Source organism: Geodermatophilus sp. SYSU D00814, assembly GCF_054050055.1.
The window spans coordinates 93,450-115,083 of the sequence record NZ_JBJGYP010000010.1 but is presented as its reverse complement, the minus strand read 5'-3'; the positions used below and the strand labels follow the sequence as shown (position 1 = coordinate 115,083).

General features: G+C 76.8%; 22 protein-coding genes. 9 read left to right on the top strand and 13 right to left on the bottom strand.

Translation table 11 applies throughout. The features are described from left to right. Positions 1-29: 29 nt before the first annotated feature. Together ACI780_RS09960 and ACI780_RS09955 are read left to right on the top strand one after the other, a co-directional pair. Positions 30-371: a hypothetical protein gene (locus ACI780_RS09960; protein WP_456869432.1), complete on the top strand. Its 342-nt coding sequence runs from the start codon at positions 30-32 to the stop codon at positions 369-371. Beyond that, entirely contained in the window at positions 368-1,132 is a 765-nt protein-coding gene (locus ACI780_RS09955) for a hypothetical protein (protein ID WP_457002597.1), read from the top strand. Before ACI780_RS09960 ends, ACI780_RS09955 begins: the two co-directional genes overlap by 4 nt. A gap of 56 nt (positions 1,133-1,188) precedes the next feature. On the opposite strand, the gene ACI780_RS09950 is transcribed toward ACI780_RS09955, so the two are convergent. From ACI780_RS09950 to ACI780_RS09935, 4 genes are all read right to left on the bottom strand, one after another. Continuing rightward, entirely contained in the window at positions 1,189-3,075 is a 1,887-nt protein-coding gene (locus ACI780_RS09950; RefSeq protein WP_457002595.1) for an NlpC/P60 family protein, read from the bottom strand. Positions 3,076-3,344: 269 nt separating this feature from the next. Beyond that, positions 3,345-3,539, bottom strand: coding sequence for a hypothetical protein (locus tag ACI780_RS09945; protein ID WP_456873075.1), 195 nt, complete (start codon positions 3,537-3,539; stop codon positions 3,345-3,347). 11 nt (positions 3,540-3,550) lie between these two features. Continuing rightward, positions 3,551-4,882, bottom strand: coding sequence for a citrate synthase (locus ACI780_RS09940; protein WP_457002593.1), 1,332 nt, complete (start codon positions 4,880-4,882; stop codon positions 3,551-3,553). A gap of 92 nt (positions 4,883-4,974) precedes the next feature. Further along, positions 4,975-6,369 carry a class II fumarate hydratase gene (locus ACI780_RS09935; RefSeq protein ID WP_457002590.1) on the bottom strand — a complete coding sequence of 465 codons (1,395 nt, stop codon included), beginning with the start codon at positions 6,367-6,369 and terminating at the stop codon, positions 4,975-4,977. 155 nt (positions 6,370-6,524) lie between these two features. Between ACI780_RS09935 and ACI780_RS09930 the strand changes: the two genes are divergently transcribed. Continuing rightward, on the top strand, positions 6,525-7,064 hold the full coding sequence (locus ACI780_RS09930) for a hypothetical protein (protein ID WP_457002588.1): 540 nt from the start codon (positions 6,525-6,527) through the stop codon (positions 7,062-7,064). A 106-nt stretch (positions 7,065-7,170) separates the two neighbouring features. Continuing rightward, positions 7,171-8,283, top strand: coding sequence for a hypothetical protein (locus tag ACI780_RS09925; protein WP_457002586.1), 1,113 nt, complete (start codon positions 7,171-7,173; stop codon positions 8,281-8,283). A 15-nt stretch (positions 8,284-8,298) separates the two neighbouring features. Here ACI780_RS09925 and glpX read toward each other — a convergent pair whose 3' ends face one another. Beyond that, complete coding sequence (gene glpX / locus ACI780_RS09920; RefSeq protein ID WP_217897358.1) at positions 8,299-9,363, bottom strand: class II fructose-bisphosphatase; 1,065 nt, start codon at positions 9,361-9,363, stop codon at positions 8,299-8,301. A gap of 133 nt (positions 9,364-9,496) precedes the next feature. On the opposite strand from glpX, the gene ACI780_RS09915 reads away from it, so the two are divergent. Further along, positions 9,497-10,150 (top strand): DUF4245 domain-containing protein, encoded by a 654-nt coding sequence (locus ACI780_RS09915; RefSeq protein ID WP_457002584.1) that lies wholly within the window; start codon positions 9,497-9,499, stop codon positions 10,148-10,150. A gap of 4 nt (positions 10,151-10,154) precedes the next feature. Here ACI780_RS09915 and ACI780_RS09910 read toward each other — a convergent pair whose 3' ends face one another. The 3 genes from ACI780_RS09910 to ACI780_RS09900 form a co-directional block, all read right to left on the bottom strand. Beyond that, complete coding sequence (locus ACI780_RS09910) at positions 10,155-10,397, bottom strand: exodeoxyribonuclease VII small subunit (protein ID WP_456873068.1); 243 nt, start codon at positions 10,395-10,397, stop codon at positions 10,155-10,157. Beyond that, positions 10,394-11,617 carry an exodeoxyribonuclease VII large subunit gene (gene xseA / locus ACI780_RS09905; RefSeq protein ID WP_089404518.1) on the bottom strand — a complete coding sequence of 408 codons (1,224 nt, stop codon included), beginning with the start codon at positions 11,615-11,617 and terminating at the stop codon, positions 10,394-10,396. Before xseA ends, ACI780_RS09910 begins: the two co-directional genes overlap by 4 nt. Positions 11,618-11,704: 87 nt before the next feature. Next, complete coding sequence (locus ACI780_RS09900) at positions 11,705-13,114, bottom strand: hypothetical protein (RefSeq protein ID WP_457002581.1); 1,410 nt, start codon at positions 13,112-13,114, stop codon at positions 11,705-11,707. A gap of 177 nt (positions 13,115-13,291) precedes the next feature. Here ACI780_RS09900 and ACI780_RS09895 point away from each other — a divergent pair, with 177 nt between their 5' ends. Next, complete coding sequence (locus ACI780_RS09895) at positions 13,292-14,263, top strand: 4-hydroxy-3-methylbut-2-enyl diphosphate reductase (RefSeq protein WP_457002579.1); 972 nt, start codon at positions 13,292-13,294, stop codon at positions 14,261-14,263. A 72-nt stretch (positions 14,264-14,335) separates the two neighbouring features. Here the strand turns inward: ACI780_RS09895 and ACI780_RS09890 are convergent, their stop codons facing one another. The 4 genes from ACI780_RS09890 to ACI780_RS09875 all read right to left on the bottom strand — a co-directional run bounded on the left by ACI780_RS09890 (position 14,336) and on the right by ACI780_RS09875 (position 18,643). Next, positions 14,336-15,115 (bottom strand): DUF6542 domain-containing protein, encoded by a 780-nt coding sequence (locus ACI780_RS09890; RefSeq protein ID WP_457002577.1) that lies wholly within the window; start codon positions 15,113-15,115, stop codon positions 14,336-14,338. 215 nt (positions 15,116-15,330) lie between these two features. Then, complete coding sequence (locus ACI780_RS09885; RefSeq protein WP_457002575.1) at positions 15,331-16,506, bottom strand: DNA recombination protein RmuC; 1,176 nt, start codon at positions 16,504-16,506, stop codon at positions 15,331-15,333. A 98-nt stretch (positions 16,507-16,604) separates the two neighbouring features. Continuing rightward, positions 16,605-17,153, bottom strand: coding sequence for a methylated-DNA--[protein]-cysteine S-methyltransferase (locus ACI780_RS09880; RefSeq protein ID WP_457002574.1), 549 nt, complete (start codon positions 17,151-17,153; stop codon positions 16,605-16,607). Beyond that, positions 17,150-18,643, bottom strand: a complete 1,494-nt coding sequence (locus tag ACI780_RS09875) for an AlkA N-terminal domain-containing protein (RefSeq protein ID WP_457002572.1) — start codon at positions 18,641-18,643, stop codon at positions 17,150-17,152. Before ACI780_RS09875 ends, ACI780_RS09880 begins: the two co-directional genes overlap by 4 nt. Before the next feature lie 147 nt (positions 18,644-18,790). On the opposite strand from ACI780_RS09875, the gene ACI780_RS09870 reads away from it, so the two are divergent. Then, on the top strand, positions 18,791-20,074 hold the full coding sequence (locus ACI780_RS09870; RefSeq protein ID WP_457002570.1) for a S8 family serine peptidase: 1,284 nt from the start codon (positions 18,791-18,793) through the stop codon (positions 20,072-20,074). A 61-nt stretch (positions 20,075-20,135) separates the two neighbouring features. Here the strand turns inward: ACI780_RS09870 and ACI780_RS09865 are convergent, their stop codons facing one another. Next, positions 20,136-20,561, bottom strand: coding sequence for an ester cyclase (locus ACI780_RS09865; RefSeq protein WP_457002569.1), 426 nt, complete (start codon positions 20,559-20,561; stop codon positions 20,136-20,138). 185 nt (positions 20,562-20,746) lie between these two features. Here ACI780_RS09865 and ACI780_RS09860 point away from each other — a divergent pair, with 185 nt between their 5' ends. After that, positions 20,747-20,992: a hypothetical protein gene (locus ACI780_RS09860; RefSeq protein ID WP_456873051.1), complete on the top strand. Its 246-nt coding sequence runs from the start codon at positions 20,747-20,749 to the stop codon at positions 20,990-20,992. A 39-nt stretch (positions 20,993-21,031) separates the two neighbouring features. Next, positions 21,032-21,631 (top strand): hypothetical protein, encoded by a 600-nt coding sequence (locus ACI780_RS09855; protein ID WP_456873050.1) that lies wholly within the window; start codon positions 21,032-21,034, stop codon positions 21,629-21,631. The last annotated feature ends 3 nt before the right edge of the window (positions 21,632-21,634 follow it).

Below are 21,634 nucleotides of genomic sequence, written 5' to 3'. Positions count from 1 at the left end.
ACCCGATGCGCCGACGGGGGGAGGGTGCGGTGAGCGTGCTGCCCGCGGGCGACCCCGCCGTCGTCCTGCTGCCGCACTGGCTCTCGGCGGCCGACCGCGAGCTGCTGGCCACCGTCGTGCGGGCCTCGCTGGACGCCCCGGAGCTGCACCCGGTCGACGCCGTCCACCTCGCCGACGTGCTCACCGAGCTGCACGTCGCCGCCGCCCGCGAGGCCGTCTGGCCCGGCCCCGCGGCCCGTGTCCGCCGGGTGACCGGCTGGCCCGACGACGTCCTGCCGGTGCGGCTGTCGGCCGAGGAGCTCGACAGCGTGCTCGGCCTCGCCGCGCTGCCGGCCGCGCTGCGCGCCGCCCTGGCGGGACGCCGCCCGTGACGTCCTCGCGCGCGCTGCGCCCGGGGACGGGCCTGCTGTCGCGGCTGCGCCCGGCCGCGGTCGCCGTCGACGACGTCCGCGCCGCCGCCGCCGCGGTGCTGCCGGTGCTGGCCACCGGGGGCCTGCGCGCCGCCGTCCTCACCGACCCCTCCGGCGGCCCCGTGCTGGTCCTCGCCGAGGACGAGCGCCGCACCCGGATGCCGCTGCGCGATCTCGCCGAGGACATGACCGACGCCGGCGTGGCGCCCACCGCCGACGGTGTCGCCGCCGCGCTGACCGCCGTCGTGGCCGGGCGCCCGGTCAGCGACGCCGCCGCCGCGCGCAGCGGGGTCGCGGTGCTCGACTGGACCGACGGGGCGCGGTCGGCCGTGGGCTGGCAGGTCGTCGTCCGCCGCGGTGAGCGCACCGTCGCGTGGACGCCGTCGGACCGCGCCGACGCCGACGCCGTCGCCCGCACCCGGGCCGGTGCCACCGCGCGCGCCGCCGACGCGGGGGGCGTGCTGCGGGTCGAGGGCCCGGTGGCGCTGTGGTCGCACCCCGGCGCGCCGGTGCTGGCCACCGCCGCGCTGGCCGCGCCCGACCGGCTGCTCGCCCGGATCGCCGACGCGGGACTGCCGCTGCGCGACCCGCACGTCGTCGTCACGCCGGCGCGGCCGCTGGCCTGTGCGGTGGCCGGGGTGGCCGACCGGCTGGCCGGCCTGACCGGGGAGGCCTGCGTGCGGCTGCCCTGGTCCGGCCTGTCCGCCCTCCGCTGGCTCTGAACGAGGCATAGGAAGCTCTACCCGCGTCCTGCACTGCAGGACGTGGGTGTTGCTTCCTATGCCGCGTCGGCCAGGTCGCCGAACTCCCAGTGCCAGGGCTCGGGCTTCTCGCCGCCGGGGCGGGCCCAGTCGGGGTTGACGAACCCGAACCGCGCCGCGTTCTCCGTCATCCACCGCCACTGCGGCGTGCCGGCGACGTTGATCCCGCCGCACAGGTCGACCGCCAGCGCCCACCCGTGGTTCGACGTGCCCGGCACCGCGGCCAGCGCTGGCTTGCGGCGGAAAGCGTCGATCTGCGCGGTCATCGACCGGTAGGAGTCGGTGATGCACAGCGGGCGGCCGAACTGCGCCTCGAAGGCCGCGGCGAGCGCGGCGTACCCGGCCGCGGCGTCGCAGCGCAGCGCGTGGCCGCGGGCGATCGGGCACAGCGCCTCGACCGGGATCCGGCCGTTGCGCCAGCCACCCCAGGCGGGGCTGACCGGCCCGGCCGGCGGCGGGGGAGCGCCACAGGCACCCCGGCCCGACGCCGTCGCCGGCAGCGGCGCGTTGGGCTGCGCCGGGGCGGGCAGGGTCACCCGCACCGCGCGGGCGTCGTCGGGCAGCGGCCGCACGCCCACCCGGTAGGTGGCGGCCGAGGCGCCCAGCACCTCGCCCTCGCCCAGGTAGAGCCCGACGTCGGAGCCGCCGTCGGAGACGACCAGGTCGCCGACCTGCAGCTGCGTGGCGGGCACGACCGTGGCTGCCGCCCACTGCCCGGCCGCGGTGGCCGGCAGGTCGTACCCGGCCAGCAGCCACGCCGCCGCGGTGAGACCGCCGCAGTCGAAGCCGTCCGGGCCGGTGGCGCCGGGGGCGTAGGGCCGCCCGGCCATCGACAGCGCGCTGCTGACCGCGGTCACCGTCTCGGCGGGGAGCACCGTGACCGGGTGGTTGCCGGCGACGGCCCAGGCCACGCCGGGCACGGCCTGGCCGGCGGCGTCGAGGGCGGGGGAGAAGCCGTCGGGCAGCCGGCCCGGGTCGGCCAGCTCGGCGGCCGACGGCGGCTCGATGCCGGCCGACGCCAGCTCGGCGAGGGAGGCCTGCCAGCGCTGCAGCGCCGCGGCGTTGCGTGCCTGCTGCTCGCCGGCGGCGGGCACGGTGTCCAGCGCGGCCAGCTGCGCGGCGACGTCGAGGCCGAGGTCGCCGGCGGTCTCCCGGACCCCGGCCAGCAGCGTGCGGGCCTGCGCGGTGGCACCGTCGAGGGCGGCCTGCGCCGAGGCCACGCGGTCCTCGGCGGCCTCGGCGGCGGCCGCGGCGCGCTGGGCCCGGACGACGGCGGCCTCCCGGTCGCCGTCGGCGCGGTCGGCCAGTGCCTGCAGGTACAGCACGTCGGGGGTGGTGACGGGGGTGTCGGCGTCCAGCGCGAGCACCGGCATCCGCCCGGTGGCCGGGGCGCGGTAGAGGTCGGCCGCGGCGGCGCCGACGGTGCCCCGCTCCGCGGCCACGGCGGCGCGGGCGGCCTGCGCGGCGGCGGTGGCGTCGGTGAGCTCGGCGCGGCGGGCGCCGATCTCGGCCTGCAGCCGGCGGTAGGCGTCGGCGTCCTGCAGCAGCGTGCTGCGGGCGGCCAGCGCCAGCCCGGCCGGGTCACCGGCCACCGAGGCCGAACCGGGCGCGGAGGTGGTGGGGGCGAGCGGCACCGACAGCGCCGGCACCAGCAGGGTGGCCAGCCCGACGACGAGCAGCCGGGGACGCCAGGGACCGCGCAGCTGTGCGCGCAGGTGGTGCCGGCGGGCGGCCCTCCGGCGCTTCGGCGGCGTCCGGCGCGTCGCGGGGCGCCGGCTGCCCGGACGTCCGGCGTCGCGGGCGGCCAGCAGAGCGCGCAGGGCCTCGGCCTCGCGGGCGGTGAGCTCGCGGCGGGGGCCGGCCGCCCGGGTGCGCGGGGGAGCGGGCGTGCGCGGTGCAGGCACGGCGTGGTCCCCCGGCGGTCTCGACTGGCGTGGCCGCGCTCCGTGGTGGAGCGCTCGCCGTCGGATCGGCCGGTCGGGGGACCCGGAGGAGGGAGCGGGCGGGCGACCTCACCCCCGCGGGGGAGGAGGTCCGCCCGCCCGGGGGACGCAGGGACGGGCACGTCCGCGGAAGTGCACCCGTGGGGCCGGCCCGGCTCGTGCACTTCCGCGGAAGTGCCCAGGTCGGGCCGGCCCGGTCCGGGCACTTCCGCGGAAGTGCCCGGAGGAGGTCAGCGGTCGGGGGGCCACCAGGCGCCGTGCCGGGGGACGAGGGCGATGCGGTGCTCGCCCCCGTCCGCGGTGGACACCACGAGCTCGACGGCGGTGACCACCCGCACCCGGTCGTCGTCGTCACGCAGCAGGCGGCCGGTCGCCAGGGGGATCGGGGGCAGGACCAGGAGGTCCTCGGCCGGCTCGCCGCCCACCGGCGCCGTCGTCAGCGCTCGTCGAGCGGGACGAAGGCCCGCTCGGTCTCGCCGGTGTACACCTGCCGGGGCCGGCCGATCTTCGTGGACGGGTCGTCGATCATCTCCCGCCACTGCGCGATCCAGCCGGGCAGCCGGCCGAGGGCGAACAGCACGGTGAACATCCGCGTCGGGAAGCCCATCGCCCGGTAGATCAGCCCGGTGTAGAAGTCGACGTTCGGGTAGAGCTTGCGCTCGATGAAGTAGTCGTCGGACAGCGCGATCTCCTCGAGCTGGCGGGCCAGGTCGAGCAGTTGGTTGTCCCCGCCGAGCTTGTCGAGCACGGTGTCGGCGGTCTGCTTCACGATCGCCGCGCGCGGGTCGTAGTTCTTGTAGACCCGGTGGCCGAAGCCCATCAGCTTGACGCCGGGCTCCTTGCGCTTCACCCGCTCGACGAACGCCGGGATGTCCCCGCCCTCGCGCTGGATGGACTCCAGCATCTCCAGCACCGACTGGTTGGCCCCGCCGTGCAGCGGGCCGAACAGCGCGTTGATGCCGGCCGAGACCGAGGCGAAGAGGTTGGCGTGCGAGGAGCCGACCAGCCGCACGGTCGACGTCGAGCAGTTCTGCTCGTGGTCGGCGTGCAGCACGAAGAGCATGTCGAGCGCGGCGGCCAGCTCGGGGTCGACCTCGTAGGGCTCGGCGGGGAAGCCGAAGGTCATCCGCAGGAAGTTCTCGACCAGGCCGAGGGAGTTGTCCGGGTAGAGGAACGGCTGGCCGACGGACTTCTTGTACGCGTAGGCGGCGATCGTCGGGAGCTTGGCCAGCAGCCGGATGGTGGAGATCTCCACGTGCTCGGCGTCGAAGGGGTCCAGCGAGTCCTGGTAGAAGGTCGACAGGGCGCTGACCGCCGAGGACAGCACCGGCATCGGGTGCGCGTCGCGCGGGAAGCCCCGGAAGAACTGCTTGAGGTCCTCGTGCAGCAGGGTGTGCCGGCGCAGCCGGCTGTCGAACTCGGCCAGCTGGTCGGCCGTCGGCAGCTCGCCGTAGATGAGCAGGTAGGTGACCTCGAGGAAGCTCGCCTTCCCGGCGAGCTGGTCGATCGGGTAGCCGCGGTAGCGCAGGACGCCGGCGTCGCCGTCGATGTAGGTGATCGCCGAGGTGCACGAGGCGGTGTTGACGAAACCGATGTCGAGGGCGACCTGGCCCGTGGTGGCCAGCAGCTTGGAGACGTCGAGCCCGTCGGACCCCTCGGTCGCGGGCACCACGCGCAGCGGGAGCTCACCTCCCGGGTGCCGGAGAGATACCTCGGGGGCGCGGTCGGCCGCGGCGCTGTCGGCTGCGGTGCTGGCTGTCTCGGTCATGGTGGTCCGACGCTACTGGCGTCGGGCCCGTCCGACGACACGGACGGTCCTCCCGCCGGGTGGGCCGGGGTCCCGGCCCACCCGGCGGCGGGTCAGGGGTGGGTCATCGACAGGACGTCGAGGGCCTCGTCGAGCTGGGCCTCGGTGAGCTTGCCCTGCTCGACGTAGCCCCGCTCGAGGACGACCTGGCGGATCGTCTTCTGCTCGGCCAGCGACTGCTTGGCGACCTTGGCCGCCTCCTCGTAGCCGATGTACCTGTTCAGCGGCGTGACGATCGACGGCGAGGACTCGGCGTACTCGCGGCAGCGCTCGACGTTGGCGGTGATCCCGTCGACGCAGCGGTCGGCGAGGACGCGGCTGACGTTGGCGAGCAGCCGGATCGACTCGAGCACGTTGCGCGCCATCAGCGGCAGCGTCACGTTGAGCTCGAAGACGCCGGTGGTGCCGGCGAAGGTGACCGCGGCGTCGTTGCCAATGACCTGCGCGGCCACCTGGATGGTCGCCTCGGGGATCACCGGGTTCACCTTGCCCGGCATGATCGAGCTGCCCGGCTGCAGGTCGGGGAGGTTGATCTCGGCCAGGCCGGTGCGCGGGCCCGAGCCCATCCAGCGCAGGTCGTTGGCGATCTTCACCAGGCCGACGGCGATCGTCTTCAGCTGCCCGGAGGCCTCGACCAGGCTGTCGCGCGAGCTCTGCGCCTCGAAGTGGTCGCGGGCCTCGGTCAGCGGCAGCTCCAGCTCCGCGGCGAGCCGCTCGATGATGGCCGCGGCGAACCCGGGCGGGGTGTTGATCCCGGTGCCGACGGCGGTGCCGCCCAGCGGCAGCTCACCGATGCGCGGCAGCGAGGCCTCGAGCCGCTCGACGCCGTAGCGGATCGTGGCGGCGTACCCGCCGAACTCCTGGCCGAGGGTGACCGGGGTGGCGTCCATGAGGTGGGTGCGGCCGCTCTTGACCACCTCGGCGAACTCCTGCGCCTTGCGCGACAGCGAGGCCTCCAGGTGCCGCAGCGCCGGGACGAGGTCGCGCACGATCGCGCGGGTGGCCGCCACGTGGATGGCCGAGGGGAAGACGTCGTTGGACGACTGCGACGCGTTGACGTGGTCGTTGGGGTGCACCGACGTGCCACTGGCCTCGGTGGCCAGCGTCGCGATGACCTCGTTGGTGTTCATGTTGCTCGACGTGCCCGAGCCGGTCTGGAACACGTCGATGGGGAAGTGGTCGTCCCAGGAGCCGGAGACCACCTCGGCGGCGGCGTCGGCGATGGCGGCGGCGACGTCGCCGTCGAGCACCCCGAGGTCGGCGTTGACCCGCGCCGCGGCGCCCTTGATGGCGGCCAGGGCGGCGATGAGCTCGCGCTCGACGGGCGTGCCGGAGATGGGGAAGTTCTCGACGGCGCGCTGCGTCTGGGCCCGCCACTTCGCCCACGCGGGCACACGGACCTCCCCCATGGAGTCTCGTTCGATGCGGTGGTCCTGCTCGGTGGCCACGCTGGCTCCCGTGTGGTGTCGGTGGGTTCTGTGCTGCAGCCGTGACCTTAGGAGGACCCCCGCGCCCCCTGCTGCGCGCGGGCCCGGAGCGGCACCCCGGCCCGCGCCGGCCGGGCTCCTACCGTGCGCCGGACACCCCGGTCCCAGGAGGCTCCGTGACCCACCCGCAACACCCCGCACCCGGCACGGTCCCCGTCGGGGGCTGGACGCCCTGGGGGACGTGGGACCCCGCCGCCGGGCGGCCTCCCGTCCCGCCCGCAGCGCCCGCCGTGCCCCTGCCCGCGGCCCGGGCCGGTCTGGGCGGCGCCGCGGTCGTCGCCGCCGGGCTCGTCGTGGGCCTGGTCCTCGCCGCCGTCGTCGCGGTGGTGCTGCTGCGCGGGGTCGCGGAGGACGCCGGCCGGGCGGCGGGCGAGGCCATGGGGACGTCGGTGGCCGACGCGCTCTCCGGCGGCGCCGGTGCGTACGTGAGCGGGACCGTGGAGGAGGTCGAGCAGTCCGCCCCGGTGGCGCCGGGTGACCTCGGGCCCGACCCGGTGCTCGACGGCTACGCCCAGCAGTGCTTCGACGGCGACCTGCAGTCCTGCGACGACCTCTTCGCCGCCTCCCCACCGCTGTCGGACTACGAGGAGTACGCGCTCACCTGCGGCGGCCGGGTGAAGGCCTGGGCGGTCGTGTCCTGCACCGACCTCGAGTAGGGGGGGAGCCGGGTCGCGGCGATCCCGTGACCCGGAGGTGCTGGTCGGCGCCGGTCCTGCGGACCTAGCCTGGCCCCGCCAGCACCCGGACCGAGGAGTTCCCGCGATGGCGCAGCCGCCGTACCCGCCGCAGGGCGGCGAGGACCCCGCGGGCCGGCAGCCCGGGCAGCAGGGGTGGGGTCCGCCCGAGGAACCGACGCGGCGGCTCGGTCAGCCGGCTCCGCCCACCACGCAGTTCCGGCCCGGTGAGCACGGCGGAGAGCCGCGCGAGCAGACCGCGCCCCTCGGCCGGCCCGACCCGGAGCAGCCGTACGGGCAGCAGCCGTACCCGCAGCAGTACGGCCCCCAGTACGGGCAGCAGTACGGCCAGCAGCCCGGCCACGACCCGACCCAGCAGTTCCCGCAGCAGTACGGCCAGCCGTACGGGCAGCCGTACGGACAGCCGTACGGACAGCAGCCCGGCTACGACCCGACCCAACAGTTCCCGCAGCAGTACGGCCAGCAGTACGGCCAGCAGCCGCCGCCGCAGAAGCGGAGGAACCTGGCGGTCGTGCTGGGTGTCGTCGGCGTCCTGGTGGTCGCCGGCCTGGGCGTGCTGCTGTTCTTCCTGCTCCGCGACAGCGACACCCCCGTCGCCGACCCGCCCCGGACGACGAGCGCCTCCTCGTCCTCCGCCGGGCCGTCGTCGAGCCCGTCGTCGTCGAGCCCGTCGTCGTCGAGCCCGTCCACCTCGAGCTCGCCGCGGCCCCCGACCCCGTCGCCGTCGAGCCCGCCACCCCCGCCGACCCCCGGGGGCGGGTCCGTGGCGGCGCCGGTGCCGCCCACCGGGCTGGGCGACGACGCCACCTACCAGCCGCTGGCCCAGGCCTGCTTCGACGGGGACTTCGCCGCCTGCGACGAGCTGTGGCGGCTGACGCCCTCGGGCTCGCAGTACGAGCAGTACGCCGGCACCTGCGCCGGCCGCGTGCCGTACCAGACCAACGCCTGCCAGGAGCGGCTGGGCACGACGACGCCGGCCGACCCCACCCCGCCCACCGGGCTGGGCGACGACGCCACCTACCAGCCGCTGGCCGAGGCCTGCTTCGCCGGTGACTGGGCGGCCTGCGACCGGCTGTGGCTGGAGACCCCCATCGGCTCGCCCTACGAGGACTACGCCGGCACGTGCGCGGGCCGGCTGCCCTACGAGGAGCAGGGCACCTGCGAGGCGCGGCTGGGCTGACCTGCGGCGGACCGCTCAGTCGTCCTCGTGGGAGCGGTCGAAGGGCACCGCGGAGTAGGCGCGCAGCTTCTCCAGCGAGTGCAGGCTGTCGATCGAGCGGATGGTGCCCGAGCGCGAGCGCATCACCAGCGACTGCGTGGTGCAGCCCCCGGACCGGTACTGCACGCCGCGCAGCAGCTCGCCGTCGGTGATGCCGGTGGCCACGAAGAAGACGTCGCCGCGCACCAGGTCGTCGATCTGCAGCACCCGGTCGAGGTCGTGGCCGGCGTCGAGCGCCTTCTGCCGCTCCTCGTCGTCTTTGGGCCACAGCCGGCCCTGCAGCGCACCGCCCATGCACTTGAGCGCGCAGGCGGCGATGATCCCCTCCGGTGTGCCGCCGATGCCCATGAGCAGGTCGACGCCGGTGCCCTCGCGGGCCGCGGCGATCGCGCCGGCGACGTCGCCGTCGGAGATGAACTTGATCCGGGCGCCGGCCTCGCGGACCTCGTGCACGAGCTGCTCGTGGCGCGGCCGGTCGAGGATGCAGACGGTGACGTCGGCGACCGAGCTGTGCTTGGCCTTGGCGACCCGGCGGACGTTCTCCGCGACCGGCGCGGTGATGTCGACGACGTCGGCGGCGGCCGGCCCGGTGGCGATCTTCTCCATGTAGAAGACGGCGGAGGGGTCGTACATGGCGCCCCGGTCGGCCACGGCCATGACGGCGATGGCGTTGGGCATGCCCTTGGCCATCAGCGTGGTGCCGTCGATGGGGTCGACGGCGACGTCGCACTCGGGGCCGTAGCCGTCGCCGACCTGCTCGCCGTTGTAGAGCATCGGCGCCTCGTCCTTCTCGCCCTCGCCGATGACGACGACGCCGCGCATCGTCACGGTGCCGATGAGGGCGCGCATCGCGTCGACCGCCGCGCCGTCGCCGCCGTTCTTGTCCCCACGACCCACCCAGCGGCCGGCGGCCATCGCGGCGGCCTCGGTGACCCGCACGAGCTCGAGGGCGAGGTTGCGGTCGGGCGCGGGGCGGTCGGTGCGGAAGGTGCTCACGCGGGGGGCCGGGGGCACGGGGCCGTCGGGCACGGGAAGGATCACGGGACCTCCAACGTCGGCAGCGTCGCCGGTGCCCACCGTTCCGGCCACCCCGTTCCCGGTGCCGGTCGGGCGGGCGGGTGCGTCGGGATGTGGAGCGACGGGGTTTTCGGATCGGTGCTGCGATCCTAGGGGTATGACCACGACCGGGCCGTCGGGCCGGCAGGCCCCCGAGGAGCCGCCTGCCCAGCAGCAGCCCACCCAGGACCAGCTCGCGCCGGAGCAGCCGCCGCCGGCGCCGTCGGCGGTCGAGCGGGCCAACCGGATGAGCGCGGCGAACATGGTCCGGTCGCTGCTGCCGCTGGTGGTCGCCTGCCTGCTCGTGGTCGGCTGGATCGCCTTCCGGCAGGGCGACGTGGACCCGGTCCGGGCGATCGACCCCTCCAGCACCGTGCAGCTGGCCGCCACCCGGGCGTCCTACCCCGTGGCGGTGCCGACCGGGCTGCCCGACGGCTACCGGCCGACGAGCGCCCGGACCGACGCCGGGGAGGCCGTCGACGGCGCGCCCGTCACGCTGGAGGTGGGCTACGTGACGCCGTCGGAGGAGTACGCGGGCTTCCTGACCACCGACGACCCGCGCGCCGAGCGGCTGACCGCGGTGCTCGACGGCGCCGAGGAGGACGGCACCGTGCAGCTCGGCGACCGCACGTGGACCCGGCTGACCAGCGACCGCGGCGAGACGGTGCTCACCGTCGAGGACGGCGGCGTCACCACGATGGTCACCGGCTCGGCCGACGACGGGGAGCTGGAGACGGTGGCCGGCTCCCTCGCGCCCGTCGTGGTGCGCTGAGCGCTCAGTCCTGCCGCTCGGCCGGGGTGGCCGCGGCCAGCCGCTCGCGGGCGCGGTCGAGCCAGTGCCGGCACAGCTCGGCCAGCTGCTCGCCGCGCTCCCACAGCGCCAGCGACTCCTCCAGCGTCAGCCCACCGGCCTCCAGCCGGCGCACCACGTCGGCCAGCTCCTCGCGGGCCTGCTCGTAGGTCTGCGTCGGCTGCTCGGCCGGCTGCTCGCTCGGCTGGTCGCTCGGCTGCTCGCTCACGGGTGCCCATCCTGCCTGTCGACCCGCACCGGCAGCCGCCCGCCCGCGACCCGCACCGACAGCCGCTCGTCGTCGGCCACCTCGCCCGGCTCGCGGACCAGCGCGCCGTCGGCCCGCTGCACCAGCGCGTAGCCGCGCTGCAGCGTGGCCTGCGGCGAGAGGGCGGCGACCCGGGCCCGGGCGTGCTCGAGGTCGCGCTCGGCGGTCTCGACCCGGTGGGTGAGGGTGCGGCGGGCCCGGTCGCGGAGCGCCGCGACGTCGTCGGCCCGGCCGTGCAGCAGCCGCTCGGGGTCGGCCAGCACCGGCCGGCTGCGGACGCTCTCCAGCCACCGCTCGGACTGCTCGACCCGGACGGTGAGCAGGTGCCGGGCGCGGGCGCGCAGCCCGTCGACCAGCCGGCGCTGCTCGCCGATCTCGGGCACCACGCGGTGCGCGGCGTCGGTGGGGGTGGCGGCGCGGACGTCGGCGACGTGGTCGACCAGCGTGGTGTCGGTCTCGTGGCCGACGGCGGTGACCACCGGGGTGCGGCAGGCGGCGATGGCGCGGACCAGCCCCTCGTCGGAGAACGGCAGCAGGTCCTCCACCGACCCGCCGCCGCGGGCCAGGACGATCACCTCGACCTCCGGGTCGCGGTCGAGCCGCTGCAGCCCGTCGATGACCGACGCCGCGGCGTTGACGCCCTGCACCAGGCTGTGGTGGACGGCGAAGCGCACCGCCGGCCAGCGCCGCCGGGCGGTGACCAGCACGTCGCGCTCGGCGGCGGAGTCCTTGCCGGTGACCAGGCCGACGACGGCGGGGGCGAAGGGCAGCGGGCGCTTGCGGGCGGCGTCGAACAGGCCCTCGGCGGCCAGCAGCCGGCGGATCCGCTCGATGCGGGCCAGCAGCTCGCCCAGGCCGACGGCGCGGATCTCGGTCGCGCGCAGGGAGAACGAGCCGCGGGCGATGTAGTAGTCGGGCCTCGCCCGCACGATGACCCGGGCGCCCTCGGTGAGCTCCAGGCCCGGCCGGTCGGCGACGTCGCGGGCGCAGGTGACCGGCACCGACAGGTCGGCGGCCGGGTCGCGCAGGGTCAGGAAGACCGTCGCGGCGCCACTGCGCCGGCTGAGCTGGGCGACCTGCCCCTCGACCCACACCTCACCGAGCCGGCCGATCCACTCGGCGACCTTGCGGGCCACCGTGCGCACCGGCCAGGGCGCCTCGGGGGAGGAGGGGGCGGTCATGCCCGCGACTGTGCCAGGCGCCGGTGACGACGACGGCCCGGGACCCCGGTGGGGGTCCCGGGCCGCGCCGGGGCAGGTGGTCCGTCGTCAGCCGCGCGGCTGCAGCGGGCTGGCGTCGACCGCCTGCTGCTCGAGCTTCTCCAGCCGGTTGCGCAGCATCGTGACGAACTGCGCGCGGTTGCGGGTGGCCTCCTCGTAGGCGAGCAGGTCCTGGACGGTGGCCAGCTGGTAGCCCCGCAGCCGTCCGCGCAGCTGGGCGATGGTGAAGGAGTCGTAGCCCTCGATCGGCGCCGTCCCGGCCGCCTGCGACCCGGAGACGTCGCTGCCGCCCTCGGGGTCGTCGGTGGGCGCGGCGGACTCCCCGCCGACGGCGTCGACGGCTGCGCCCTCGGCGCGCGCGGCGTCCTCCTCGGCGGTGTCGGTCTCCCCGACGTCGGTGCGCACGCCGGTGGCGGCGGCGACCGGGGTGCCGCTCTCGTCGGTCACGGTGTCCTGCGTCACGGTGTCCTGCGTCGCGGTGTCCTGCGTCACGGTGTCCTGGCCGGTGTCCCGGTCGCCCTCGGGGGCGACGACGCCCTCGTCGGTGACCGTGCCCTCGACCGTGGTGACCTCGCCGTCGGGGCCGACCACGTCGACCTCGGCGTCGGCGAGGCCGATGTCGGTGTCGGGGGTGCCGGAGTCGGCGGCGTCGGGCGTGGTCGTGTCGTCGCTGCCCACGTCGGGGGCGCCGGCGAGCTCACCGACCGGGGAGCCGCCCGGGTCGCTGGCGGCCGGGGTGTCCTCGGGTGCGCCGGCCGCGGGGGCCGCGTCGGTGCCCTCGGCCTCGAGCAGCGCGCTCTCCAGCGCGTCCTCGGCGGTGAGCGCGGAGTCGGCGGCGTCGAGCGCGGCCTCGGCCTCCTCGGCGCCCAGGACCTGGTCGGTGACGTCCTCGACGGCGGCGACCACCGCGGCGGGGGACGGCTCCGGCGGCAGGCCGGCGAGCTCGTCGTCGACCAGGCCGGCCGCGTCGGTGTCGACGTCGACCTCCATGACGTCGACCTCGGTGAGCTCGGTGACGGTGTCGGGCTCGCGCAGCGCCGCGGCGGTGTCCTCGACGGCGGCCACGACGGCGTCCGCGGCGGGGTCGCCGGGGAGGGTGGCGACCTCCTCGTCGGAGATGCCGGTCGTGTCGACGTCGGGCGCGCGGTCGAACGCGGAGTCGCGGAGCACGTCGATCGGCTGGGCCACCAGCCCGGTGCCCGCCGGCTGCTCGTCCTCGTCGTCGTCGAAGGTGGCCATGCCCGGCTCGCGCTCGCCGCGGATCCCGGTGAGCACCTCGTCGCCGCGGGCCACCAGTCCCGACCACTGCTGCTGCAGCTTCATCGCCGCCTGCAGCGCGATGCCGACGATGCGCACCGGCAGACCCGGCAGCGTCCGGGGGAGGCTGCGGACGTCGTCGAGGACGGTGGCCGCCAGTCCGACGGTGGCGCGGACCGGCTCGGGGATCTCACGGGACATGCACCCAGCCTGCCGCAGGGTCTCCGGGTCGGCACCACGGCCCCGGCCGGGGCCACCCGGTCGGGCGGGCCGCACCGGTGTGACGTTGGTGACGTTCCGGGGCGGCCTCCCTGCAGGGGCCCGCCGCGAGCCTGCGAGCGGCGGGGGGCAGGGAGGTCCTGTCTCTACCATGGGGTCATGGCTGATCAGCGCGGACGGGTCCTGCTGGCCGATCCCCGGGGCTACTGCGCCGGTGTCGACCGGGCGGTGGTGGCCGTCGAGCGGGCGCTGGAGATCCACGGCGCCCCGGTGTACGTCCGCAAGCAGATCGTCCACAACAAGCACGTGGTGGCCACCCTCGAGCGGCGCGGCGCGGTGTTCGTCGACGAGACCGACGAGGTGCCCGAGGGCTCGGTCGTCGTCTTCAGCGCCCACGGCGTCTCCCCCGCCGTCCACGAGGAGGCCGCCGCCCGGCAGCTGCGCACCATCGACGCCACCTGCCCGCTGGTGACCAAGGTGCACCAGGAGGCCAGGCGGTTCGCCCGCGACGACTACGACATCCTGCTGATCGGCCACCGCGGCCACGAGGAGGTCGAGGGCACCTCCGGTGAGGCGCCGTCGCACATCCAGCTCGTCGACGGACCCGACGACGTCGCGAACGTGCAGGTCCGCGACCCCGAGAAGGTCGTGTGGCTCTCGCAGACGACGCTGTCGGTCGACGAGACGCTCAGCACGGTCGACCAGCTGCGCACCCGCTTCCCCGGGCTGCAGTCCCCGCCGAGCGACGACATCTGCTACGCCACGCAGAACCGGCAGCAGGCGGTCAAGCAGATGGCGCCCGCGTGCGACCTGGTCGTCGTCGTCGGCTCCACCAACTCGTCGAACTCCGTGCGGCTGGTCGAGGTCGCGCTGGAGGCCGGCGCCCGCGACGCGCACCTGGTCGACTACGCCGCCGAGATCGACCCCGCCTGGCTCGAGGGCGTGTCCACCGTCGGCGTCACCAGCGGCGCGTCGGTGCCCGAGGTGCTGGTGGGCGAGGTCCTCGACTGGCTGGCCGAGCGCGGCTACCCCGACGTCGAGACGGTCAAGGCCGCCGAGGAGCGGCTGGTCTTCGCGCTGCCGCGCGAGCTGCGGCCCGAGCGCGGCGAGTCCGCCCGCCCCGCCCGCTGAGCGGCCGGCCGCAGACGCGAGAAGGGCCCCCGCCCGGGCGGGAGGGGGGCCTTCTCGTCTGGCGCCGGGGGGTCAGTGCCCTGCGGCCCCCCCCACGCCGGCCAGCCCCAAGGCGGCACCGGTGGCCACGGCCATGGTGGGGAAGCCGCGGATCAGGATCGTCGCCAGCGTCGGGAGGTTGAAGCTCGCCGAGGGCGCCAGGCCGATGTTGACCGCGGCGACGGCGACGAAGACCAGCGGCGGGCAGCAGACGACGGTGAGCAGGTCGCGCGGGCGCACCAGCAGGGTGCCGACGGCGGTGGCCGCGACCAGGGTGACCAGCGTGAGCGTGCCGAGACCGACGGCGAGGAAGGAGTCGACGGCGCCGCCGGCGAGGGTGATGACGAAGATCCCGAGGACGGCGAGGACGCCGCGCAGCCCGCTGTCGCGGCGGCTGTCGGGCGGGGTGCGGCGGGACGAGCCGCGCGACCCGCGGCCGGGGACCGCCTCCCGGCCGGCGTCACGGGCCGGCACGCGCTCGACCGGCCGGCTGTGCCGCGGCGGGGCCTGCGTGCCGTCGCGGCCGGCGACCGGCGGCAGGCCCGGCTGGGGGGTGCGCTGCCCCGGGCGGATCGCCGGGGGACGGGAGTCGGGGACCGGGCGACCGTGGCCCATGCCCGCCCCGTGGCCGGAGCCGCCCGGGCGGCCGCGGGGGTGCGGCGGGGGCACCGGCGGCAGCGACATGCGCGAGGCCCGGGCGGGCGTCGCGTCGTGCCGCGGCGGGTCCGGGCGCGGAGCCGGCGCGCCGGCGAGGGGGCGCTGCCCGCGGACCCCGCTGTCGCGCCAGGTGTCGGCTGCGCTCGCCGAGGCCATGGCCACCTCCCCGTCCCGTCCGGCCGTCCCGTGCCGGGCCGGTCCCGGTGCACACCGTAGCGACGGCAGGCCCTGCGGCGGGGCACCTTCCCGTGTGGACCCTCGACACGTCGCCGTGTCGATTTGGCAACTCTCGGTGGGCCGCGGGGTGGGTGTGACGGAGGGGTCCAGCGCGACCGCCGGGACGGGCCCGCCCGGTCGGTCAGCCGGTCCGCTCAGCCGCCGTCGGTGAGCCGCCAGCGCAGCGGGACGTCGTCCGCGGCGGTGTCGTAGGCGGCGGTGTCGTAGGCGGTGGTGTGGTGGGCGGTGGTGTGGTGGGCGGTGGTGTCGCCGGTGACGGCGCCGAGGGCGTCGGGCGCGTCGTCGGCGGCGGGCCGCAGCTGCCGCACCACCGCCTCGACCTCCGGCGGGGACGGCACCGCCGCCTCGCCGACGCCGAGCTCGTCGAAGCGCCGCGCGGCGGCGAGGACGGAGCGCTCGTAGGAGCCCACCGTCTCGTTGTAGCGGGTGAGCGTGGTGCCCAGGGCGGCGCCCAGCCGGGTCAGGTGCCCCGAGAGCGTGGTCAGGCGGGCGTGCAGCCGGCGGCCGACCTCGATGACCTGGTCGGCGTCGCGGGCCAGCCGCTCCTGCCGCCACGAGTGGGCCACGGTGCGCAGCAGCGCCAGCAGCGTGCTCGGGGTGGCGATGACGACGTCGCGGCCGAAGCCGTACTCCAGCAGCGCCGGCTCGGCCTCGAGCGCGGTGGTGAGGAAGCCGTCGGAGGGGACGAAGAGCACGGTGAACGGCGCGGCGGGCCGGAACGCGGTGGGGTAGCGGCGGGCGGCCAGCGCGTCGACGTGCGCGCGCAGCTGCCGGGCGTGCGTGGCGACGCGCTGGACGCGGACGGCCTCGTCGGTGGCCTGCACGGCCTCGATGTAGCCGGCGAAGGGGACCTTCGCGTCGACGACGACCTGGCGGCCGTCGGCCAGGGTGACCACGAGGTCGGGCCGGACACCGGCGCCCTCGTCGTTGGTGGAGGAGGGCTGCTCGACGAAGTCGCAGTGCTCGAGCAGCCCCGCCACCTCCACGACCCGGCGCAGCTGCACCTCGCCCCAGCGGCCCCGCACGTGCGGGGTGCGCAGCGCGGTGACCAGGGCCGCGGTCTCCTGGCGCAGCAGCGCGCTGGTCTGCCCCACGGTGCCCATCTGCTCGCGCAGCTCGCCGTGGGCGGTGGCGCGGTCGCGCTCGATGCCGGCCAGCAGCCGGTGCAGGTGGTCCAGCGACTCGTGCACCGGCTCGAGGGCGTCGCCGACCGGCCGGCGACGGGACACCAGCGCGACGACGCCGAGCACGACGGCCGCTCCCAGCAGCGCGCCGAGCAGCAGGCCGAGGAGGAGCGAGGCGGCGTCCACGAGCAGCAGGGTGCAGGACGCCACCGACAAGCCCCCGCAGGCGCACGGCATAGGAAGCGATCCGCACGTCCCGGGGGCCGGGACGTGCGGATCGCTTCCTATGCCTCGACGGCGACGAGGACGGGGACGGGGGCGTGCGCCGCCTCGTGGTCGAGCAGCCACCGCTTGACCGGTGTGCCCCAGCGGAAGCCGCCGAGGCCGCCGTCGGAGCCGAGCACCCGGTGGCAGGGCACGAACAGTGCGGCGGCGTTGCGGGCGCAGGCGTTGGCCGCCGCGCGCACCGCCTGCGGCCGGCCGCAGCGGGCGGCGAAGGCGGCGTAGGTGTCGGGCTGCCCGGCCGGCACCGTGCGCAGCACGTCCCACGCCTCCTCGAGGAACGGCCCGGAGCGCTGCTGCACCGGGACGTCGTCGATCGCGCGCAGGTCGCCGGCGGCGTGCGCCTCGACGGCGTCGAGGACCGGCAGGTGCTCCACCCGCTCGACCCGGGTGGGCCGCAGCGTGCGGTGGACGACGGGCAGCAGGTCGGCGACGTCGCCGGTCCACCCGGCGGCCAGGACGACGTCGCCGCCGTCGGGGCCGGGGGTGACGACGACGGTGAAGGGACCGGGCGGGGTGGCGACGGTGGCGTAGCGGGCGGACGAGGTCATGACGCACTCCGATCGGGGGTGGGCGCGGGGGAGCGGGTGAACAGGGCGGGGGCGGCCAGCGACCACAGGTGCACGACCGCGTAGGAGCGCCACGGCCGCCAGCGGGTCGCGGCGTCGGCGTAGGAGCTGCCGAGGGCGGCCAGCGAGCGGCGCAGGGCGAGGTCGCCGGGGAGCCAGACGTCGGGGTCGCCGAGGCCGCGCATCGCCACGACCGCCGCCGTCCAGGGGCCGATGCCCGGCAGCGCCAGCAGGTCGCGGACGGCCTCCTCGCGGTCGCAGCCGGGGTCGAGGGCCACCCGGCCGTCGGCCAGGGCCGCGGCCAGGCCGGTGAGGGTGCGGCTGCGCGCGCCGGTCAGCCCGACGGTCGACAGGTCGGCCTCCGCCAGCGCCGCCGGCCGCGGGAAGGCGTGGGTGAGCGTGCCGACCGGCTCGGCCAGCGGCGTGCCGGCCAGCGCGACCACCCGCGCGGTGAGCGTCCGCGCGCCGGCCACCGACACCTGCTGGCCGAGGACGGCGCGGGCGGCCGCCTCCGGGCCGTCCGGCGAGGCGGGCACGCGGCGGCCGGGCGCGCCGGCGACCAGCGGGGCCAGCGCGGGGTCGGCGCCGAGGACGTCGTCGACGGCGGCGGGGTCGGCGTCGAGGTCGAGCAGCCGCCGGCAGCGGGGGACGGCGGCGCGCAGGTCGCGCAGGTCGGTCAGCAGCAGCCGCGCCGTCACCGCGGGGCCGCCGTCGGCGGCGGGGGAGAGGCGGACGACGGCGGGGCCGCCGGGCAGGTCGAGGACGCGGGAGAACGTGGTGCCGTCCCACTCCTCGAGGCCCGGGACGGCGTGCGCGCCGAGGAAGAGCAGCACCTCGGCCGCGTCGAACGGGGCGCGGGCGGCCAGCCGCAGCGTCAGCCAGCCGGGCGCGCCGCCGTCACCGCCGCGCCGGCGGCTGCGCAGCTCGCTGGGGGTGCAGGCGAAGACCTCGCGGACGGTGTCGTTGAACTGCCGGATGCTGGCGAACCCCGCCGCGAAGGCGACGTCGGCCATCGGCAGGTCGGTGGTCTCGACGAGCACCCGGGCGGTCTGGGCGCGCTGGGCCCGCGCGACGGCGAGCGGGCCGACGCCGAGCTCGCCGACCAGCAGCCGGTGCACCTGGCGCTCGGAGTAGCCCAGCCGCGCCGCGAGCCCCGGGACGCCGGCCCGCTCGACCTCGCCGTCGGCGATCAGCCGCATGGCCCGGGCGACGACGTCGGCGCGCACGTCCCACTCCGGCGAGCCGGGGACGGCGTCGGGGCGGCAGCGGCGGCAGGCGCGGTAGCCGGCGGCCTGCGCGCCGGCGGCGGTGCCGTAGAAGGTCACGTTGGCCACGGCCGGGGTGCGCGCCGGGCAGGAGGGCCGGCAGTAGATGCCGGTGGTGCGCACGGCGGTGAAGAACCAGCCGTCGAAGCGGGCGTCCCGGCTGGCGACCGCGCGGTAGCAGCGGTCGGTGTCGAGGGAGGCGGTCACGGCTCCGAGCATGGCACCGCCGGCCACCCTCCTCTGGCGGGAATCGGACGCCACCGTGGGCCGGTGTCCGGGTGCGGCCGTCACCGCCCCGCAGCAGACTGCCCGCACTGCCGGGGCTCCCGCCCGGGCCGCCGACCAGGGGGAACCGTGATCGATCCGTCCGTGCCCGAACGCCGCCACCTCCGCCCGCCCGTGCAGACCACCGGCCGGCAGGTGCTCGTCTTCGCCGACGCGGCCGACGAGCCGGTCGACTGGTCGGCCGCCGGGATCTCCGACGTCGCCGACTCCCGCGACTTCACCGCCGGCCGGGTCCCCGCGCAGACCCTCCGCGAGGCCGGCGCCACGGTGTTCTCCCGGCTGGGCATCGCCGTGGTCGCCGCCCCGCCGGAGCAGGTGGGCGCGCTGCGCCGGCCGGTGCTGTCGGTGTCCCCCGAGCTGGTGCACCACGTGCTGCCCGACGACGCCTACGTCCGCGGCTACCGGGACGGCGTCGCCGACCTCGCCGGCCGCCTCGTCGGCACCGGCGGCGACGGCGCCGCGCCCGCGCCGCCGCTGTTCGAGGACACCGCGGCGGCCACCTGGGGCGTGCAGGCGGTGCAGGCGACGACGTCGCCGTTCACCGGCCGCGGCATCCGGGTCGCCGTCCTCGACACCGGCCTGGACCTCGCCCACCCCGACTTCGCCGGCCGGCAGGTCACCGCGGAGTCCTTCGTGGAGGGGGTGACCAGCGCGCAGGACGGCCACGGCCACGGCACGCACTGCACCGGCACCGCCTGCGGCCCGCGGGTCCCCCCGGCCGGCCCGCGGTACGGGATCGCCTCGGAGGCGGAGGTGTACGTCGGCAAGGTGCTCAGCGACGAGGGCAGCGGCGACGACGGCGGGATCCTGGCCGGCATCGACTGGGCGGTGGCCAACGGCTGCGCCGTCGTCTCCATGTCCCTGGGCGCCGACGTCGCCGAGGCCCACCCGCCCTACTCGGCCGCCGGGCGGCGGGCGCTGGAGCAGGGGTCGCTGATCGTGGCGGCGGCCGGCAACAACGCCGACCGGCGTGCCGGTGACCTCGGCTTCGTCGGCGCCCCGGCCAACAGCGTGGAGGTCCTCGCCGTCGGCGCGCTCGACGCGAGCCTGGCGACCGCCTGGTTCTCCGCGCGCAGCCTGCCGGTGCCCGGCGGGGAGGTCGACGTCGCCGGACCCGGTGTGGACGTGCTGTCGACCTGGCCCATGCCCACCCGCTACGAGACGATCAGCGGCACCAGCATGGCCACCCCGCACGTGGCCGGGCTGGCCGCGCTGTGGGCCGAGGCCACCGGGCGGCGCGGCTACGAGCTGTGGGCCACGCTCACCCAGGCCGCGCGGCGGCTGGCCGAGCCGTCGGCCGACGTCGGCGGCGGGCTGGCGCTGGCCCCGCAGGAGGGCGCCGGAGCGGGCTGAGGTCGGTCCGGGCACGTGGTCGCGCCGGAGTCCGGTGGTCCCCGGCCGCCCGGTCCGGCGGTCAACCGGGGAGGTGGCCCAGCTGCGACAGCACCGTCACGTTGTCCCAGATCAGCCACATCTCCGCGATCCTGCCGTCCTGGACGCGGAAGACACCGGCGAAGTCGAACCGCGCCTTCTGGCCGGACGGCGGGAAGGGGCCCAGCGGCCCGGTCTGGGTGCCTTCGTAGGTCGCCCACACGGCCGCCCGGTCACCGTCCACCAGGACCTGGGTGAACGTCTGCACGTTGTCCGGGAAGGACTCCGCGTCCTGCCGCAGGAAGTCCTTGAACTGGTCACGATCGGTGATCGAGAGGTGTGGGGTCGCCTGGGAGTGCCGGGTGACGTCCGGGGCGAGGACGTCGTCGAGGAGGTGCAGCCGGCGGGTGTTCATCGCGTCCTCCAGCCGCCGGACCAGCGTCCTGATGTGCTCGGCGTCGTCGGTCACCGGGACCTCCTCGTCCTCCGGCCGTGCAGCGACCCGGCCTGCCTACTCGCCGACACGACGGGGGTGCCGACGACGGCTCGCCGAGGGGCCGGGCGGGCAGCCGGTCGTCACCCCGTGGGACGCCCCCGTCACGGCTCGCCGCCTCGGCGGCCCCGGGCGGCGTGGGAGGGACTAGCCTCCGCCCCGTGGGCTCCCCGCTGGCGCGGTTCAGCGTCACCGTCGACGACGGGCACCGGGCCGACCTCGACGAGGTGGCCCGGGCGCTGCGCGACTCGGGCCTGCAGGTCGACCGGGTGCTCGGCACGCTCGGGCTGATCACCGGGCGGGCGCCGGCCGACGCCCGCCCGGCGCTGCTGGCCGTGCCGGGCGTGAGCTCCGTCGACGAGCAGCTGCGCGTGCAGCTGCCGCCGCCCGACGCCCCGGTCCAGTAGCGCGGGGACCCTGCCGCGCCGCCGTCCGTTGGACGGGGTGTGCAACCGAGCCCCCCGGCCGGGCGAGCCCGCCTCCTCGTCGTCCTGCCGGTCCTCGTGCTGCTCGTCCTCGGGCTGGTGCTGGTGACCCGGCAGGACCCCGTCGAACCCGCGCCGTCGGCCGAGTGCGCGGCGGCGGAGCCGGCGGTGCGGGTCGACCCGGCGGCGGTGCCCGAGGGGCCGGTCGCCGGGTACGCCGGGGAGCAGCTGGCCAACGCGGCGGCGATCGTCAACGCCGCCGCCGACCTGGGCCTGGACACCTGCGCCCAGGTGGTCGGGGTGATGACGGCGATGGGGGAGTCCTCGCTGCGCGTCCTCGACCACGGCGACGCCGCCGGGCCGGACTCGCGGGGGCTGTTCCAGCAGCGCGACAACGGCGCCTGGGGCAGCTACGCCGACCGGATGGACCCCACCACCAGCGCCACCAACTTCTTCCGCGCGCTGCAGGAGGTGCCCGACTGGCACGCGCTGCCGCCGACGATCGCCGCGCACCGCACCCAGCGCAACGCCGACCCGTACCACTATCAGCGCTGGTGGGACGACGCCGTCGCGGTGGTCGGCGCGCTGGCCGGCCGCCCGGTGCTCGGCGCCGGCAGCTGACCC